The sequence below is a fragment of the Pseudomonas tructae genome (genome assembly GCF_004214895.1).
In the GTDB taxonomy this organism is placed as follows: Bacteria; Pseudomonadota; Gammaproteobacteria; order Pseudomonadales; family Pseudomonadaceae; genus Aquipseudomonas; species Aquipseudomonas tructae.
Map to the genome: position 1 here is coordinate 4,502,091 of NZ_CP035952.1, position 15,447 is coordinate 4,517,537.

15 protein-coding genes are annotated in these 15,447 nt (G+C 62.5%); 13 read left to right on the forward strand and 2 right to left on the reverse strand.

Annotated elements, in window-relative coordinates; all coding sequences use genetic code 11:
- The first annotated feature begins 97 nt into the window (after nt 1-97).
- The 6 genes from minD (at nt 98) to EXN22_RS20640 (ending at nt 5,795) form a co-directional block, all read left to right on the forward strand.
- On the forward strand, nt 98-910 hold the full coding sequence (minD, locus tag EXN22_RS20620) for a septum site-determining protein MinD (RefSeq protein ID WP_107025977.1): 813 nt from the start codon (nt 98-100) through the stop codon (nt 908-910).
- Between the two features lie 3 nt (nt 911-913).
- Entirely contained in the window at nt 914-1,168 is a 255-nt protein-coding gene (gene minE, locus EXN22_RS20625) for a cell division topological specificity factor MinE (protein ID WP_010224188.1), read from the forward strand.
- Between the two features lie 123 nt (nt 1,169-1,291).
- A complete protein-coding gene (locus EXN22_RS20630) occupies nt 1,292-1,927 on the forward strand; it encodes an RluA family pseudouridine synthase (protein WP_130265802.1) in 636 nt (211 codons plus the stop codon).
- A gap of 109 nt (nt 1,928-2,036) precedes the next feature.
- Entirely contained in the window at nt 2,037-3,326 is a 1,290-nt protein-coding gene (locus EXN22_RS20635; protein WP_130265803.1) for a M18 family aminopeptidase, read from the forward strand.
- A gap of 123 nt (nt 3,327-3,449) precedes the next feature.
- Nucleotides 3,450-3,614, forward strand: coding sequence for a hypothetical protein (locus EXN22_RS26230; protein WP_010224196.1), 165 nt, complete (start codon nt 3,450-3,452; stop codon nt 3,612-3,614).
- Between the two features lie 48 nt (nt 3,615-3,662).
- On the forward strand, nt 3,663-5,795 hold the full coding sequence (locus EXN22_RS20640) for a mechanosensitive ion channel family protein (protein ID WP_130265804.1): 2,133 nt from the start codon (nt 3,663-3,665) through the stop codon (nt 5,793-5,795).
- A 78-nt stretch (nt 5,796-5,873) separates the two neighbouring features.
- Here the strand turns inward: EXN22_RS20640 and EXN22_RS20645 are convergent, their stop codons facing one another.
- On the reverse strand, nt 5,874-6,587 hold the full coding sequence (locus EXN22_RS20645) for a UTRA domain-containing protein (RefSeq protein ID WP_130265805.1): 714 nt from the start codon (nt 6,585-6,587) through the stop codon (nt 5,874-5,876).
- A 292-nt stretch (nt 6,588-6,879) separates the two neighbouring features.
- Between EXN22_RS20645 and EXN22_RS20650 the strand changes: the two genes are divergently transcribed.
- The 6 genes from EXN22_RS20650 (at nt 6,880) to EXN22_RS20675 (ending at nt 12,143) form a co-directional block, all read left to right on the forward strand.
- A complete protein-coding gene (locus EXN22_RS20650) occupies nt 6,880-7,944 on the forward strand; it encodes an ABC transporter substrate-binding protein (RefSeq protein WP_130265806.1) in 1,065 nt (354 codons plus the stop codon).
- A 99-nt stretch (nt 7,945-8,043) separates the two neighbouring features.
- On the forward strand, nt 8,044-8,850 hold the full coding sequence (locus EXN22_RS20655) for an alkaline phosphatase family protein (RefSeq protein ID WP_130265807.1): 807 nt from the start codon (nt 8,044-8,046) through the stop codon (nt 8,848-8,850).
- A gap of 5 nt (nt 8,851-8,855) precedes the next feature.
- Complete coding sequence (locus EXN22_RS20660; protein ID WP_130266875.1) at nt 8,856-9,689, forward strand: ABC transporter permease; 834 nt, start codon at nt 8,856-8,858, stop codon at nt 9,687-9,689.
- A complete protein-coding gene (locus EXN22_RS20665; RefSeq protein WP_130265808.1) occupies nt 9,676-10,473 on the forward strand; it encodes an ABC transporter permease in 798 nt (265 codons plus the stop codon). Before EXN22_RS20660 ends, EXN22_RS20665 begins: the two co-directional genes overlap by 14 nt.
- 1 nt (nt 10,474) lies before the next feature.
- Complete coding sequence (locus EXN22_RS20670; RefSeq protein ID WP_130265809.1) at nt 10,475-11,464, forward strand: ABC transporter ATP-binding protein; 990 nt, start codon at nt 10,475-10,477, stop codon at nt 11,462-11,464.
- A gap of 25 nt (nt 11,465-11,489) precedes the next feature.
- Nucleotides 11,490-12,143, forward strand: coding sequence for an HAD family hydrolase (locus tag EXN22_RS20675; protein WP_130265810.1), 654 nt, complete (start codon nt 11,490-11,492; stop codon nt 12,141-12,143).
- Nucleotides 12,144-12,223: 80 nt separating this feature from the next.
- Here the strand turns inward: EXN22_RS20675 and EXN22_RS20680 are convergent, their stop codons facing one another.
- Nucleotides 12,224-13,186: a zinc-binding dehydrogenase gene (locus tag EXN22_RS20680; protein ID WP_130265811.1), complete on the reverse strand. Its 963-nt coding sequence runs from the start codon at nt 13,184-13,186 to the stop codon at nt 12,224-12,226.
- A 141-nt stretch (nt 13,187-13,327) separates the two neighbouring features.
- Between EXN22_RS20680 and EXN22_RS20685 the strand changes: the two genes are divergently transcribed.
- Nucleotides 13,328-15,415: a carboxy terminal-processing peptidase gene (locus tag EXN22_RS20685; protein ID WP_165392242.1), complete on the forward strand. Its 2,088-nt coding sequence runs from the start codon at nt 13,328-13,330 to the stop codon at nt 15,413-15,415.
- The last annotated feature ends 32 nt before the right edge of the window (nt 15,416-15,447 follow it).

The window sequence follows — 15,447 nt, forward strand, 5'->3', positions numbered from 1 at the left end:
CGGATACTTGCCGCCATTTTCTGCGCAACTTTTTCCGATGTTGCCGTTTTTTGTATTTTTTGGGACTCGACGTCCTTTTCTTTAGGGGTGAAACACCTTGGCCAAGATTCTCGTGGTTACATCCGGCAAGGGTGGTGTGGGTAAGACCACCACCAGCGCCGCTATTGGTACCGGCCTCGCTCTGCGCGGGCACAAGACTGTCATCGTCGACTTCGACGTCGGCCTGCGTAACCTCGACCTGATCATGGGCTGCGAACGCCGCGTGGTGTACGACTTCGTCAACGTGGTCAACGGCGAAGCCAACCTGCAGCAGGCACTGATCAAGGACAAGCGCCTTGAGAACCTGTACGTGCTGGCTGCAAGCCAGACCCGCGACAAGGACGCGCTGACCCAGGAAGGCGTGGAAAAGGTCCTGATGCAGCTCAAAGAGGACTTCGAATACGTGGTCTGCGACTCGCCGGCCGGTATCGAGAAAGGCGCCCACCTGGCCATGTACTTCGCTGACGAAGCGATCGTCGTGACCAACCCGGAAGTCTCCTCGGTACGCGACTCGGACCGTATGCTGGGCCTGCTGGCGAGCAAATCGCGCCGCGCCGAACGCAACGAAGACCCGATCCGCGAACACCTGCTGATCACCCGCTACCACCCGGAGCGCGTCAGCCAGGGCGAAATGCTCGGCGTCGAAGACGTCAAGGAAATCCTCTCGGTGGCCCTGCTGGGCGTGATCCCCGAATCCCAGGCGGTGCTCAAGGCATCCAACCAGGGCGTGCCGGTGATCCTCGATGATCAGAGCGACGCTGGCCAGGCCTACAGCGATACCGTTGACCGCCTGCTGGGCAAAAACGTGGAACATCGGTTCCTTGATGTGAAGAAGAAGGGATTCTTCGAGCGCCTGTTTGGAGGCAACTAACCAATGAACCTTTTTGACTTCTTTCGTGCCAGCAAAAAAGTAAGCACCGCCTCGGTCGCGAAAGAGCGTCTACAGATCATCGTGGCGCACGAGCGCGGTCAGCGCAGTACTCCGGACTACCTGCCAGCCCTGCAGAAGGAACTGGTGGAAGTGATCCGCAAGTACGTCAACATCGGCTCCGATGATGTGCAGGTCGCTCTGGAAAACCAGGGCAGCTGCTCGATCCTGGAACTCAACATCACCCTGCCCGATCGCTGATAGCGTTTTCGGGCACCTTGTGGGAGCGGGCTTGCCCCGCGATAGCGATCTGTCAGTCATATCGCATCGCGGGGCAAGTCGGGGCGCCGCATCGCCGCTCCCACAACTATTTTGGAACACGCAATGCCGCTGTCCAACGTTCACATCCTGCATGAAGATGCCGCCATCCTGGTGATCAACAAGCCGACCCTGCTGCTGTCCGTGCCGGGCCGGGCCGAAGACAACAAGGATTGCCTGATCACCCGCCTGCAGGAAAACGGCTACCCCGATGCCCTGATCGTCCACCGCCTGGACTGGGAAACCTCGGGGATCATCCTCCTGGCCCGCGACGCCGACAGCCACCGCGAGCTGTCCCGGCAGTTTCACGACCGCGAGACCGAGAAAGCCTACACCGCCTTGTGCTGGGGCCAACCGGCGCTGGACAGCGGCAGCATCGACCTGCCGCTGCGCTATGACCCGCCAACCAAGCCGCGGCACGTGGTCGATCATGAACAGGGCAAGCATGCCCTGACCTTCTGGCGTATCGTCGAGCGCTGTGGCGATCATTGCCGAGTCGAGCTGACGCCGATCACCGGGCGCTCGCACCAGTTGCGCGTGCACATGCTGTCGATCGGTCACCCGCTTCTGGGCGATCGCCTGTATGCCTATCCCGAGGCGCTGGCGGCCCATGAGCGGCTGTGCCTGCATGCCAGCATGCTGAGCTTTACCCATCCGGTCAGCGGCGAGCGCCTGCGCTTCGAGTGTCCGGCACCGTTCTGAGCCACCCACTCCCACAGGCTTTGTGGGAGCGGGCTTGCCCCGCGATACAGTCAGCACAAATCCCTCCCCAACTAGGCTAAACTCGCGCCACTGCTGTCTGGAGTGACCTATGCGCGATGCACTGAATCAAGGCCTGATCGACTTCCTCAAGGCCTCCCCTACGCCGTTCCATGCCACCGCCGCCCTGGCCCAGCGCCTCGATGCCGCCGGTTACCAGCGCCTGGACGAGCGCGACAGCTGGGCCACCGTGGCCGGCGGTCGCTACTACCTGACCCGCAACGATTCCTCGATCATCGCCTTCAAGCTCGGCCGTCACTCGCCGTTGCTCGACGGTATCCGCCTGGTCGGTGCCCACACCGACAGCCCGTGCCTGCGGGTCAAGCCGCAACCTGAACTGCAGCGCCAGGGTTTCTGGCAACTGGGCGTGGAAGTCTACGGCGGCGCCCTGCTCGCGCCGTGGTTCGACCGTGACCTGTCGCTGGCCGGACGGGTTACCTTCCGCCGTGACGGCAAGGTTGAAAGCCAGCTGGTCGACTTCAAGCTGCCGATCGCGGTGATCCCGAACCTGGCCATTCACCTCAACCGCACCGCCAACGAAGGCTGGACGATCAATCCACAGACCGAGCTGCCGCCGATCCTGGCCCAGGTCGCCGGTGACGAGCGCGTGGACTTTCGCGCCCTGCTCACCGAGCAACTGGCCCGCGAGCACGGCCTGAACGCCGATGTGGTGCTGGACTACGAGCTGAGTTTCTACGACACCCAGAGCGCCGCCCTGATCGGCCTGCATGGCGAATTCATCGCCGGCGCGCGCCTGGACAACCTGTTGTCCTGCTATGCCGGCCTGCAAGCGCTGCTCGGTGCTGACAGCGACGAAACCTGCGTGCTGGTGTGCAACGACCACGAAGAAGTGGGCTCCTGTTCGGCCTGTGGCGCCGACGGCCCGATGCTCGAGCAAACCCTGCGCCGCCTGCTGCCTGAGGGTGACGACTTCGTCCGGGCCATCCAGCGCTCGCTGCTGGTCTCGGCCGACAACGCCCACGGCGTGCACCCCAACTACGCCGACAAGCACGACGGCAACCACGGGCCCAAGCTCAATGCCGGCCCGGTGATCAAGGTCAACAACAACCAGCGCTACGCCACCAACAGCGAAACCGCCGGTTTCTTCCGCCACCTGTGCATGGCCGAGGAAGTCCCGGTGCAGAGCTTCGTGGTACGCAGCGACATGGGCTGCGGCTCGACCATCGGCCCGATCACCGCCAGCCACCTGGGCGTACGCACCGTCGACATCGGCCTGCCGACCTTCGCCATGCACTCGATCCGCGAGCTGTGCGGCAGCCATGACCTGGCGCACCTGGTCAAGGTGCTGACGGCGTTCTATCGCAGTCGCGATTTGCCTTGATGCCCCCATCGCGGGTCAAGCCCGCTCCTACACTGTGGGAGCGGGCCTGACCCCGATCAAACCCCTCACCGGCGAATCCCGCTATGCTTGAGCCATAACTCTCAAGCACAAGGACCTTGCCGCATGTCAGCCTTCCAATCGCTGTTCCTTCCGGTCATCGCCGGCCTGATCCTGCTGACCGTGGGCTTCAACCTGCGCGATCGCAATATCGGCGTGCTGATGATGTGGATCGGCACCCTGGGCATGATTGGCATCATGTGCTGGAAGATCCTCGAGAAACTCAACTGACAAATACTCTACACTCGGGCGATTGATCGTTTTGAGGTTGATTGTCCGGTGCCTGCCTTTTTCCGCATTGTCCTGTTGCTCCTGCCCTTGCTCTTCATTGCCCCGGCGCACGCCGCAGGCTTGCCGGGCTTGCTCGGCGGTGGCAGCAAGGCGCAGCCAGAAGCCACAGAACCCCTGGGCCAGTCACTGGACGAGGTGATCAAGACCCTGGAGAACGACCAGCAACGCAGCAAACTGCTGGCCGACCTGAAAAAACTGCGCGATAGCAGCAAGCAGGCCCAACCCAGCGTCGAGCAAGGTGTGTTGGGCCTGATCGGCAGCACCTTCAACGAGCTGGAGAAACAGTTCAGTGGTGAGGCCAGCCCGTTCAATCGCTGGAGCCGTGAACTGGAGCTGGCGCAGATCGAGTTCGACGCCCGCCTGGTGCCCTGGCACGAATGGCCGCCGATCCTGTTTGGCTTCGCCGCGATCATCGCCCTCTGGAGTCTGCTGGCCTACGCCCTGAACTGGGCTGGCCACCAGCTACGCCTGCGCTTTGGCCTCACCGAAGAACTGCCGCAGCATCCGCGCACCTGGGACCTGGTGCGCTTTGCCCTGCGCAAGCTCGGCCCCTGGCTGGTAGCACTGGTGATCACCGTGTACCTGAGCTTCGCCCTGCCCTCGTCCCTGGGCAAGTCGATGGCCATGGTCCTGGCGTATGCGCTGGTGGTGGGCACCTGCTTCTCGGCGATCTGCGTCATCGCCTTCTCCCTGCTCGACGGCCCGCACCGCCACCGTGCCTTGCACATTCTTCGCCATCAGGCGTTTCGCCCGCTGTGGCTGATCGGCAGCTTCGCCGCCTTTGGCGAGGCCATGAACGATCCGCGCATGGCCAGTGCCCTGGGTGATCACCTCTCACATACCTTGGCGACCCTGGCCAACATCCTTGCCGGGCTGTCCACCGGGCTGTTCATCCTGCGTTTTCGCCGCCCCATCGCCCACCTGATCCGCAACCAGCCGCTGTCACGGCGCCTGACTCGCCGGGCGCTGAGCGACACCATCGAAATCCTCGGCACCTTCTGGTACCTGCCCGCGCTGGTGCTGGTGGCGATTTCGTTGTTCGCCACCTTCATTTCCGCCGGCGACACCAGCACCGCCCTGCGCCAGTCGCTGATGTGCACGGTGCTGGTGATCCTGTGCATGGTCATCAACGGCCTGGTCCGTCGCCACGCACTCAAGCCGCAGCGGGCCAACCGTCGTCAGGCGGTGTACTCGGAACGCTTGAAGAGCTTCACCTACACCCTGGTGCATCTGGCTATCTGGCTTGTGTTCATCGAACTGGGTCTGCGCGTCTGGGGCTTTTCGCTGATCGGTTTTGCCGAAGGCGAAGGCCATGAAGTGGCGGTGCGCCTGCTAGGCCTGGCCGGCACTTTGATCGCCGCCTGGCTGGTGTGGATTCTCGCCGACACCGCCGTGCACCACGCACTCACCCGCTCGCGCAAAGGCCTGGCCAATGCCCGCGCACAAACCATGATGCCGCTGATCCGCAATGTGCTGTTCGTGGCGATCTTCATCATCGCGGTGATCGTCGCCCTGGCCAACATGGGCATGAACGTTACCCCGCTGCTGGCCGGTGCCGGTGTCATCGGCCTGGCCATCGGTTTTGGCGCGCAGTCGCTGGTCGCCGACCTGATCACCGGGCTGTTCATCATCATTGAAGACTCCCTGGCCATCGATGACTACGTCGATGTCGGCGGCCACCTGGGCACGGTCGAGGGCCTGACCATCCGCACCGTGCGCCTGCGCGATATCGACGGCATCGTCCACACCATTCCGTTCAGCGAGATCAAAAGCATCAAGAACTACTCCCGCGAGTTCGGCTACGCGATCTTCCGGGTGGCCATTCCGCACAGCATGAACATCGACCAGGCGATCAGCCTGATCCGCGATGTCGGGCAGAAGATGCGCAACGACCCGTTGATGCGCCGCAACATCTGGTCGCCGCTGGAGCTGCAGGGCGTGGAGAGTTTCGAGTCGGGCTCGGCGATTCTGCGCGCACGTTTCAAGACCGCACCGATCAAGCAGTGGGAAGTGTCGCGGGCATTCAACCTGGCGCTCAAGCGTCAGCTCGATGAAGCCGGCCTGGACCTGGCCACTCCGAGGTTGTCGGTGCAGGTGACGACAGGCGGGGCGAGCGGCTGATCGCGGGGCAAGCCCGCTCCCACAGGGCTTGATGTGATCGCTGTGGAACGGGCTTGCCCCGCGATTTGCCTCACAGCATCATTGCGCCTCGGCCTTGATGCGAATCGCATCATGGCGCCAATACTCCAGGTCACAGTCGATCAGCCGCCCGTGCTGGTCACTGTTGACCCGGGTGATGTGCAGCCCGGGGCTGCCGGCCGAAACCTTCAGCGCCAACGCCGCAGCCACCGGCAAAGCAGTCGGCAAAATTTCGAACCGCACGCGGCCGTACTCGATGCCGTAAAGGTCGGCATACAGCTCGGTCAGCGACCGGCTCAGGTCGTGCTCCAGAATGCCCGGAAAATACTCCGGGTTCAGGTAGTGCTCGGCATACAGCACAGCGCGCCCGTCGATTCGCCGTACGCGGCAGATCTGGATCACGCTCGACAGCGGCGCCAACTGCAACCGTGCGCACACCGATGCCGCCGCCGGCAGCAGGCGCGCCGACAACAGCTCAGTGTGCGCCTCGCGGCCCTGGGCGCGGACCATGGCGTGAAAGTGGCTGCGCTCGATCAGGTCGTAGGTCAGGCGCTGCGGCGCGACAAACCAGCCGCGCCGTTCCTCCCGGTAAATCAGCCCACGGGCCTCCAGTTGCACCAGCGCCTCACGCAGGGTGATACGCGTGGTGTCGAACACCTCGCTGAGCTTGCGTTCGGCCGGCAGCTTGCAGCCGGGCGACAACAGGCCATGCTCGATCTGCTCCTGCAGGGCATGACAGATGGCTGTTACTGCTCGTGGTGGCAGTGGCTGCATCAAAGGTTACCTATCTGGACTAGTCCAGCTCCGCAAGCGCACCCATTTGGCGCCTTCAGGGCTATGAGAATAGTGCAAGCCTAGGCAACTCAGATGAATCTCAGATGACAGTCAAGGTGGTCTACGCTTGATTTTCAGGGGCGAAAACCCTGGCCGACAGCGAGCCTGGACATCAAATTGTCATGCAACAGGCCTACCTTGGCGCAGGTATTGCTGACCTAGACCAACCGAACCGCAACAACGTCCAACACCACCTTTTGCGTTTTGCACGGCACCCATCAAGGAGCTTCGGATGAAACAGCTTTTTCTGGCGTCACTGTTAGGCTCGAGTATCGCTTTCTGTACCGCGGCCATGGCCGCCAACACTGACCTTGCGGCCCTCGAGGACGCCGCCCGCAAGGAAGGCACGGTCAACAGCGTAGGCATGCCCGATGCCTGGGCCAACTGGAAAGGCACCTGGGAGGACCTTGCGAAAAAATACGGCCTCAAGCACATGGACACCGACATGAGCTCGGCCCAGGAAGTAGCCAAGTTCGACGCTGAAAAAGACAACGCCAGTGCCGATATCGGTGACGTCGGCGCCGCCTTCGGCCCGATCGCCGTGGCCAAGGGTGTGACCCAGCCGTACAAGCCAAGCACCTGGGAGCAGGTACCGGACTGGGCCAAGGACAAGGACGGCCACTGGGCATTGGCCTATACCGGCACCATCGCCTTCATCATCAACAAGCAGTTGGTGAAGGAAGAAGATATCCCGAAAACCTGGCATGACCTGGAAAAGGGCAAGTACAAGGTCGCCATCGGTGACGTCGGTACCGCCGCCCAGGCCGCCAACGGTGTGCTGGCCGCCGCCATTGCCTACAAGGGCGACGAGAAGAACATCGAACCGGGCCTGCAGCTGTTCACCAAGCTGGCGCAGCAGAAGCGCCTGTCGCTGGCCAACCCGACCATCCAGACCCTGGAGAAGGGCGAAATCGAAGTCGGCGTGGTCTGGGATTTCAACGGCCTGAGCTACCGCCAGCAGATCGACCCGAAGCGCTTCGAAGTGCTGATCCCGTCTGACGGTTCGGTGATCTCCGGCTACACCACCATCATCAACAAGTACGCGAAACACCCCAACGCCGCCAAGCTGACCCGCGAGTACATCTTCAGCGATGCCGGGCAGATCAACCTGGCCGAAGGTCACGCCCGGCCGATCCGTGCCGAGCACCTGACGCTGCCGGCCGATGTACAGGCCAAGTTGCTACCCAACGAGCAGTACAAAGCCGTACAGCCGATCAAGGATGCAGCAGCGTGGGAAGCGACCTCCAAGGCACTGCCGCAGAAGTGGCAGGAGCAAGTGATCATCGAGATGGAGTGACTGAGCCACAGCAAGAAAGAGCCGGCCGGCGCACGGTCGGCTTGCAGCTTATAGCTTGAAGCTTATAGCTCGTGGCACCCCACCCTCTGCGGAGTCCCTATGAAACACAACGTCATCCTGGTCCTGCTCGATGGCCTCAACCATCAGGTCGCGCACCACGCCATGGGCCATCTGCACGCCTATGTCGAAGCCGACCGCGCCGCGCTGTACCGGCTCGAGTGCGAGCTGCCGTCATTGTCGCGGCCACTGTACGAATGCATCCTCACCGGCGTCGCCCCGATCGACAGCGGCATCGTCCACAACAACGTCAACCGCCTGTCCAACCAGCGCAGCGTGTTCCACTACGCCCGCGAAGCCGGCCTGGGCACGGCAGCGGCGGCTTATCACTGGATCAGCGAGCTGTACAACCGCTCGCCCTTCGACCCGCTGCGCGACCGTCACACCCACGCCCCCAAGCTGCCGATCCAGCACGGGCTTTTCTACTACGCCGACCATTACCCGGATTCGCACCTGTTCGCCGACGCGGAGTACCTGCGCCGCCGTCATGCACCGAACTTCCTCCTGGTGCACCCGATGAACATCGACGACGCCGGCCACCGCCATGGCCTGGACAGCAGCCAGTACCGCAACAGTGCGCGCAGCGCCGATATCCTCCTGGCCGACTACCTGCGCACCTGGCTCGAAGAGGGTTACCAGGTCCTGGTCACTGCCGACCACGGCATGAACAACGACCGCTCGCACAACGGCCTGCTGGCCGAAGAGCGTGAAGTACCGCTGTTCGTCTTCGGTGAGGCATTCAGCCTCGACCCCGCCGCCAAGCCGCTGCAAACCGAACTGTGCGGCACCCTCTGCGAACTGCTCGGCGTGCCTCACGACAAACCGGTCTGCCGGGAGCTGCTCAAGTGAATTCGATCAAGCGCGGCAAATGGCTGGCCCTGCTCTGCCTGCTGCCTTTCGCAGTGTTTTTCATCATCTTCCAGATCGCCCCGCTGGCCTGGGTCATGCTCCACAGCGTGCAGGTGGAATCGAGCTGGGGCCTGGACAACTTCAGCAAGGTGTTCAATTCGAAGTTCTATCGCCAGGCGATCCAGCACAGCCTGGAAATCAGCTTCTGGTCGAGCCTGTTCGGCATCGGCATCGCGATCCTCGGCAGCTACTCGTTGCGCCGGGTCGATTCGCGCCTGCGCGACTTCGTCAACGCCTTCGCCAACATGACCAGCAACTTCTCCGGGGTACCGCTGGCCTTCGCCTTCATCATCCTGCTCGGTTTCAACGGCGCGTTGACCCTGCTGCTCAAGCAGGCCGGGATCATCGAAGACTTCAACCTCTACTCCAAGACCGGCCTGATCATCCTCTACACCTATTTCCAGATCCCGCTGGGCGTACTGCTGCTGTACCCGGCCTTCGACGCCCTGCGTGAAGACTGGCGCGAGTCGGCCGAGCTGCTCGGCGCCAACGCCTGGCAATACTGGCGACTGATCGGCCTGCCCGTGCTGACACCGGCGTTGCTGGGCACCTTCGTGATCCTTCTGGCCAACGCGCTGGGCGCCTACGCCACGGTGTATGCGCTGACCACCGGCAACTTCAACGTGCTGCCGATCCGCATCGCCGCGCTGGTGGCCGGCGACATCTCGCTGGACCCGAACCTGGCCAGCGCCCTGGCGGTCATCCTGGTCGGGCTGATGACCCTGGTGACCGTTGTCCATCAATGGCTGTTGAAGCGGAGCTACCATGTCGCGCGCTGAACCGGGCACCTCGCCGCTGTACCACCGCCTGGTGGTCTACCTGCTGTTCATCATCCTGCTGCTGCCGCTGGCCGGCACCCTGCTCTACTCGCTGGCCACCAGTTGGTCGGCCAGCCTGCTGCCCAGTGGCCTGACCTTCAAATGGTACCTGGCACTGTGGAGCGACCCGCGTTTTCTTGCCGCGTTCGGCCAGTCCCTGCTGGTCTGCGTCGGTGCCCTGCTGCTGTCGGTGCTGCTGATCTTGCCGCTGCTGTTCGTGGTGCATTACCACTTTCCACGGCTCGACGCGTTGATGAACATTCTGATCCTGCTGCCCTTCGCGGTACCGCCGGTAGTGTCGTCGGTGGGCCTGCTGCAGCTGTATGGCTCCGGACCCATGGCCATGGTCGGCACACCGTGGATCCTGATCGGCTGCTACTTCACCGTGGCCCTGCCGTTCATGTACCGGGCGATCACCAACAACCTGCAGGCAATCAACCTGCGCGACCTGATGGACGCGGCCCAACTGCTCGGCGCCAGCACCTTCCAGGCCGCCTTTCTGGTGGTGCTGCCGAACCTGCGCAAGGGCTTGATGGTTGCCCTGCTGCTGTCGTTCTCGTTCCTGTTCGGCGAGTTCGTGTTCGCCAACCTGCTGGTCGGCACCCGCTACGAAACCCTGCAGGTGTACCTCAACAACATGCGCAACAGCAGTGGCCACTTCAACAGTGCCCTGGTGGTTTCCTATTTCCTCTTCGTGCTGGTGCTGACCTGGGCCGCCAACCGCCTGAACAAGGACAAGTCCTGATATGAGCTTTGTCAGCGTACAGAATCTGCAAAAAAGCTATGCCGCAAGCCCGGTGTTCAACGACATCAACTGCCAGATCGAACGCGGCGAATTCGTCACCCTGCTCGGCCCGTCCGGTTGCGGCAAGTCCACCCTGCTGCGCTGCATTGCCGGGCTGACCGCAGTGGACAGCGGGCGCATCCTGCTCGATGGCAACGACCTGGTGCCGCTGAGCCCGCAAAAACGCGGGATCGGCATGGTGTTCCAGAGCTACGCGCTGTTCCCCAACATGACCGTCGAACAGAATGTCGCCTTCGGCCTGCGCATGCAAAAGGTCAACCCCGACGACAGCCAGGCGCGGGTGCGCGAGGTGCTGCAACTGGTCGAGCTGCAGGACTTTGCCCGCCGCTACCCGCACCAGCTCTCCGGCGGCCAGTGCCAGCGCGTGGCCCTGGCCCGTTCGCTGGTGACCCGCCCTCGCCTGCTGTTGCTCGACGAGCCGCTGTCGGCACTGGATGCGCGCATTCGCAAGCACCTGCGCGAACAGATCCGCGCCATCCAGCGCGAGCTGGGCCTGACCACCATTTTCGTCACCCATGACCAGGAAGAAGCCCTGACCATGTCGGACCGCATCTTCCTCATGAACCAGGGCCGCATCGTCCAGAGTGGCGATGCCGAAACCCTCTACACCGCGCCGGTGGACGCGTTTGCCGCAGGCTTTATCGGCAACTACAACCTGCTCGATGCCGACAGCGCCAGCCGCTTGCTGCAGCGCCCGGTAAACAGCCGCCTGGCGATCCGCCCGGAAGCCATCGCCCTGAGTCTTTCCGGCGAGCTGGAGGGGCTGGTACGCAGCCACAGCCTGCTGGGCAACGTGATCCGCTACCGGGTTCAAGCGCGCGGGGTAGAATTGCTGGTCGATGTGCTCAACCGCTCGTCCGCCGACCTGCACCCGGACGGCCAGCGGGTATCCTTGTCGATCGATCCCACCGCCCTCTGCGAAGTCGCCTGAGGGTTGCACAGGAGTTTTTCTGAACATGGCACTCGCGATTTTCGATCTGGATGAAACCCTGATCCACGGTGACTGCGCCACGCTCTGGAGCGAACAGATGGGCCGTTTGGGCTGGGTCGACCCAGCGTCGTTCATGCGTAGGAACAACGAGCTGATGGACGCCTACAGCCATGGCAAGCTGCGCATGGAGGACTACATGACCTTCAGCCTGGAACCGCTGATCGGCCGCACACCGGAAGAAGTCGAGCACTTGATCGGCCCCTGGGTGGAAGACGTCATCGAACCGATCATCTTCTCTGAGGCGACCCGCACCCTTGCCGCCCACCGCAAGGCCGGCGACCGGATCCTGGTGATTTCCGCCTCGGGTACCCACCTGGTGGGGCCGATTGCCGAACGCCTGGGTATCGATGAAATTCTCGGCATCGAACTGGAAGTGAAACACGGTGTTTATAGCGGCATGACCAAGGGTGTGCTGACCTACCGTGAAGGCAAGATCACCCGCTTGCTGGAGTGGCTGGATCAGGAGGAAGAGAATCTGGAAGGCGCGAGTTTCTACTCGGATTCACGTAACGATTTGCCGTTGTTGCTGAAGGTGGATTTCCCGCATGTGGTCAATCCGGATCCGGTGTTGCGTGAGCATGCCGAAAAGGCTGGCTGGCCGATTCACACCTGGGTCTGAGGGCCTCATCGCGGGGCAAGCCCGCTCCTACAAGGTCGAATTGAACCCTGTAGGAGCGGGCTTGCCCCGCGATCAGCGGTTTACACCAGACTCTCGTCGATCACCAATACCAGCTTGCCCGCCACCTGGTTGCTGGCCAGCTCGGCAAACGCCGCTTCAGCATCCTTGATCGGGAAGGCCTTGGCCAGTTGCGGCTTGAGCCGGCCCTCAGTGAAAAGCGGCCACACCTGCTGGCCCAGGTCACTGAGCAGATCAGCCTTGAACTGATCGTCACGGGTACGCAAGGTCGAGCCCAGCACCTGCACGCGCTTGCTCAGCAGTTGCGCCAGGTCCAGCTCTGCCTTGCGCCCGCCCATCAGGCCGATGATCACCCAGCGGCCGTCGCGGGCCAGCAGCTTGAGGTTGAGCTCGGCATAGGTGGCGCCCACCGGGTCGAGGATCACGTTGAACGGGGCAAGCTCGTTCAGGGCGTTGAGGTCTTCGCCGCGCACCACCCCGCCGCTGGCCCCCAGCGCTTCACAGTAGGCCAGCCGCTCAGGCGAACCGACACTGACCCAGCACGGGCTGCCGAAGGCCTTGCACAACTGGATCGCCGCCGAGCCGACGCCGCTGGCACCGGCATGCAGCAACACCTTCTCACCTGGCTTGAGCCCGGCCAGCTGAAACACATTGAGCCAGGCGGTGGCATACACCTCGGGGATCGCTGCCGCTTCCTGCAGGCTCAAACCTTCGGGCACCGGCAGCACGTGGCGACCGTCGACCACCACCTCTTCGGCCATGCCGCCACCGGCGAGCAAGGCACAGACCCGGTCACCGATTTGCCAGGACGAACCGGCACCGACTTCAGTGATGACGCCCGAGCACTCCAGGCCGAGAAACTCGCTGGCCCCCGCCGGTGGCGGGTAGAGCCCGGCACGTTGCAGCAGGTCGGCACGATTGAGGCCGGCGGCGGCCACGCGAATTCGTACTTGACCGATATCGCAAGTTGGACTTGTCGTCGCAACCCACTCCACATGTCCGTCAACGCCTTGCAATGCCTTCACAGTGCCTCCATAGTTGAGTCATGACTGAGCCCGGGTGCTTGTAGCCCCGGGCTTTTTGCATTATGCGTCCGGTTTTCATGGAACCGGCGAATCCAAAGACGGCCTAATATGCGTGATCAATTGTCCCTACGTCGAATCAGCATGAAGCATTTACTGCCAAGCACCACCCTCGCCCTGTTGATCGGTCTGGGCAGTCTGCCGCTGGCGGGCAATGTAATGGCCGCCAATAGCTGGGACAAACTCCAGCCCGACCGCGACGAAGTGGTCGCCAGCCTCAACGTGGTCGAGCTGCTCAAGCGCCACCACTACAGCAAGCCGCCGCTCAACGATGCGCGCTCGGTGATCATCTACGACAGCTACCTGAAACTCCTCGACCCTGCGCGCAGTTATTTCCTGGCCAGCGATATCGCCGAGTTCGACAAGTGGAAGACCCAGTTCGACGATTTCCTCAAGAGCGGCAATCTCGACCCTGGCTTCACCATCTACAAGCGTTACCTGGACCGGGTCAAATCGCGTCTGGATTTCGCCCTGGCCGAACTGGGCAAGGGCGTCGACAACTTCGACTTCACCACCCAGGAGACCTTGCTGATCGACCGCAAGGACGCGCCGTGGATGAAGAACCAGGCCGAGCTCGACGACCTCTGGCGCAAACGCGTCAAGGATGAAGTGCTGCGTCTGAAGATCGCCGGCAAAGAACCCAAGGCGATCCAGGAACTGCTGACCAAGCGCTACAAGAACCAGCTTACACGCCTGGACCAGACCCGCGCCGAAGACATCTTCCAGGCCTACATCAACACCTTCGCCCAGTCTTACGACCCGCACACCAATTACCTGTCGCCCGATAACGCGGAAAACTTCGATATCAACATGAGCCTGTCGCTCGAAGGTATCGGCGCCGTGCTGCAAAGCGACAATGACCAGGTCAAGATCGTGCGCCTGGTGCCAGCCGGCCCTGCCGCCAAGACCAAGCTGGTGGCACCGGCCGACAAGATCATCGGCGTGGCCCAGGGCAACAAGGAAATGGTCGATGTGATCGGCTGGCGCCTGGATGAAGTGGTCAAGCTGATCCGCGGACCGAAAGGCTCGGTGGTACGCCTGGAAATCATCCCGGCCAGCAACGCGCCGAACGACCAGACCACCAAGATCGTGCCGATCACCCGTGAGGCAGTGAAGCTCGAAGAGCAGGCGGCGAAAAAGTCGGTGCTCAAGCTCAAGCAGGACGGGCGTGACTACAAGCTCGGGATCATCGAGATCCCGGCCTTCTACCTGGACTTCAAGGCCTTCCGTGCCGGCGATCCGGAGTACAAGAGCACCACCCGCGATGTGAAAAAACTGCTCACCGAACTGCAGAAGGAAAAAGTCGACGGCGTGGTCATCGACCTGCGCAACAACGGCGGCGGCTCGCTGCAGGAAGCCACCGAGCTGACCAGCCTGTTCATCGACAAGGGCCCGACGGTGCTGGTGCGCAACAGCGACGGCCGCGTCGACGTGCTCGAAGACGAGAACAGCGGCGCCTTCTACAAAGGCCCACTGGCCCTGGTGGTCAACCGCCTGTCGGCCTCGGCTTCGGAGATTTTCGCCGGCGCCATGCAAGACTACCATCGCGCGTTGATCCTCGGCGGGCAGACCTTCGGCAAGGGCACGGTACAGACCATCCAGCCGCTCAACCATGGCGAGCTGAAACTGACCCTGGCCAAGTTCTACCGGGTTTCCGGGCAGAGCACCCAGCACCAGGGCGTGCTGCCGGACATCGATTACCCGTCGATCATCGACACCAAGGAAATCGGCGAAAGCGCCCTGCCCGAAGCCATGCCATGGGACACCATCCGCCCGGCGATCAGGCCTGCGGTCGACCCGTTCAAGCCGTTCCTGGCCCAGCTCAAGGCCCGTCACGACACCCGTACGGCCAAGGATCCGGAGTTCGTCTATATCCGCGACCGCCTGGCGCTGACCCAGAAGCTGATGAACGAGAAAACCGTCAGCCTCAATGAAGCCGCCCGTCGTGCCCAGCATGCCGACATCGAAAGCAAGCAACTGGCGCTGGAGAACACCCGACGCAAGGCCAAGGGCGAAGAGCCGCTCAAGGAACTGAAGAAGGAAGACGAAGACGCGCTGCCGGTTGAGCCGGATGACACCAAGCCCGAAGACGACGCCTACCTGAAGGAGTCCGGGCTGATCCTGCTGGATTACCTGGGCCTCAATTCCCAGGTGGCGAGGAACAACCCGTAAAGCAGTGATGGCAAAATAATGTGATCGCGCAT

What these genes read in the sequence shown, in the direction of transcription:
- EXN22_RS20650 (WP_130265806.1), top strand. Translation starts at nt 6,880, where the DNA reads ATGAAACAGCTTTTTCTGGCGTCACTGTTAGGCTCGAGTATCGCTTTC.
- EXN22_RS20665 (WP_130265808.1), top strand. Translation starts at nt 9,676, where the DNA reads ATGTCGCGCGCTGAACCGGGCACCTCGCCGCTGTACCACCGCCTGGTG.
- EXN22_RS20655 (WP_130265807.1), top strand. Translation starts at nt 8,044, where the DNA reads ATGAAACACAACGTCATCCTGGTCCTGCTCGATGGCCTCAACCATCAG.
- EXN22_RS20685 (WP_165392242.1), top strand. Translation starts at nt 13,328, where the DNA reads ATGAAGCATTTACTGCCAAGCACCACCCTCGCCCTGTTGATCGGTCTG.
- EXN22_RS20645 (WP_130265805.1), bottom strand. Translation starts at nt 6,587, where the DNA reads ATGCAGCCACTGCCACCACGAGCAGTAACAGCCATCTGTCATGCCCTG.
- EXN22_RS26230 (WP_010224196.1), top strand. Translation starts at nt 3,450, where the DNA reads ATGTCAGCCTTCCAATCGCTGTTCCTTCCGGTCATCGCCGGCCTGATC.
- EXN22_RS20670 (WP_130265809.1), top strand. Translation starts at nt 10,475, where the DNA reads ATGAGCTTTGTCAGCGTACAGAATCTGCAAAAAAGCTATGCCGCAAGC.
- minE (WP_010224188.1), top strand. Translation starts at nt 914, where the DNA reads ATGAACCTTTTTGACTTCTTTCGTGCCAGCAAAAAAGTAAGCACCGCC.
- EXN22_RS20630 (WP_130265802.1), top strand. Translation starts at nt 1,292, where the DNA reads ATGCCGCTGTCCAACGTTCACATCCTGCATGAAGATGCCGCCATCCTG.
- EXN22_RS20675 (WP_130265810.1), top strand. Translation starts at nt 11,490, where the DNA reads ATGGCACTCGCGATTTTCGATCTGGATGAAACCCTGATCCACGGTGAC.
- EXN22_RS20635 (WP_130265803.1), top strand. Translation starts at nt 2,037, where the DNA reads ATGCGCGATGCACTGAATCAAGGCCTGATCGACTTCCTCAAGGCCTCC.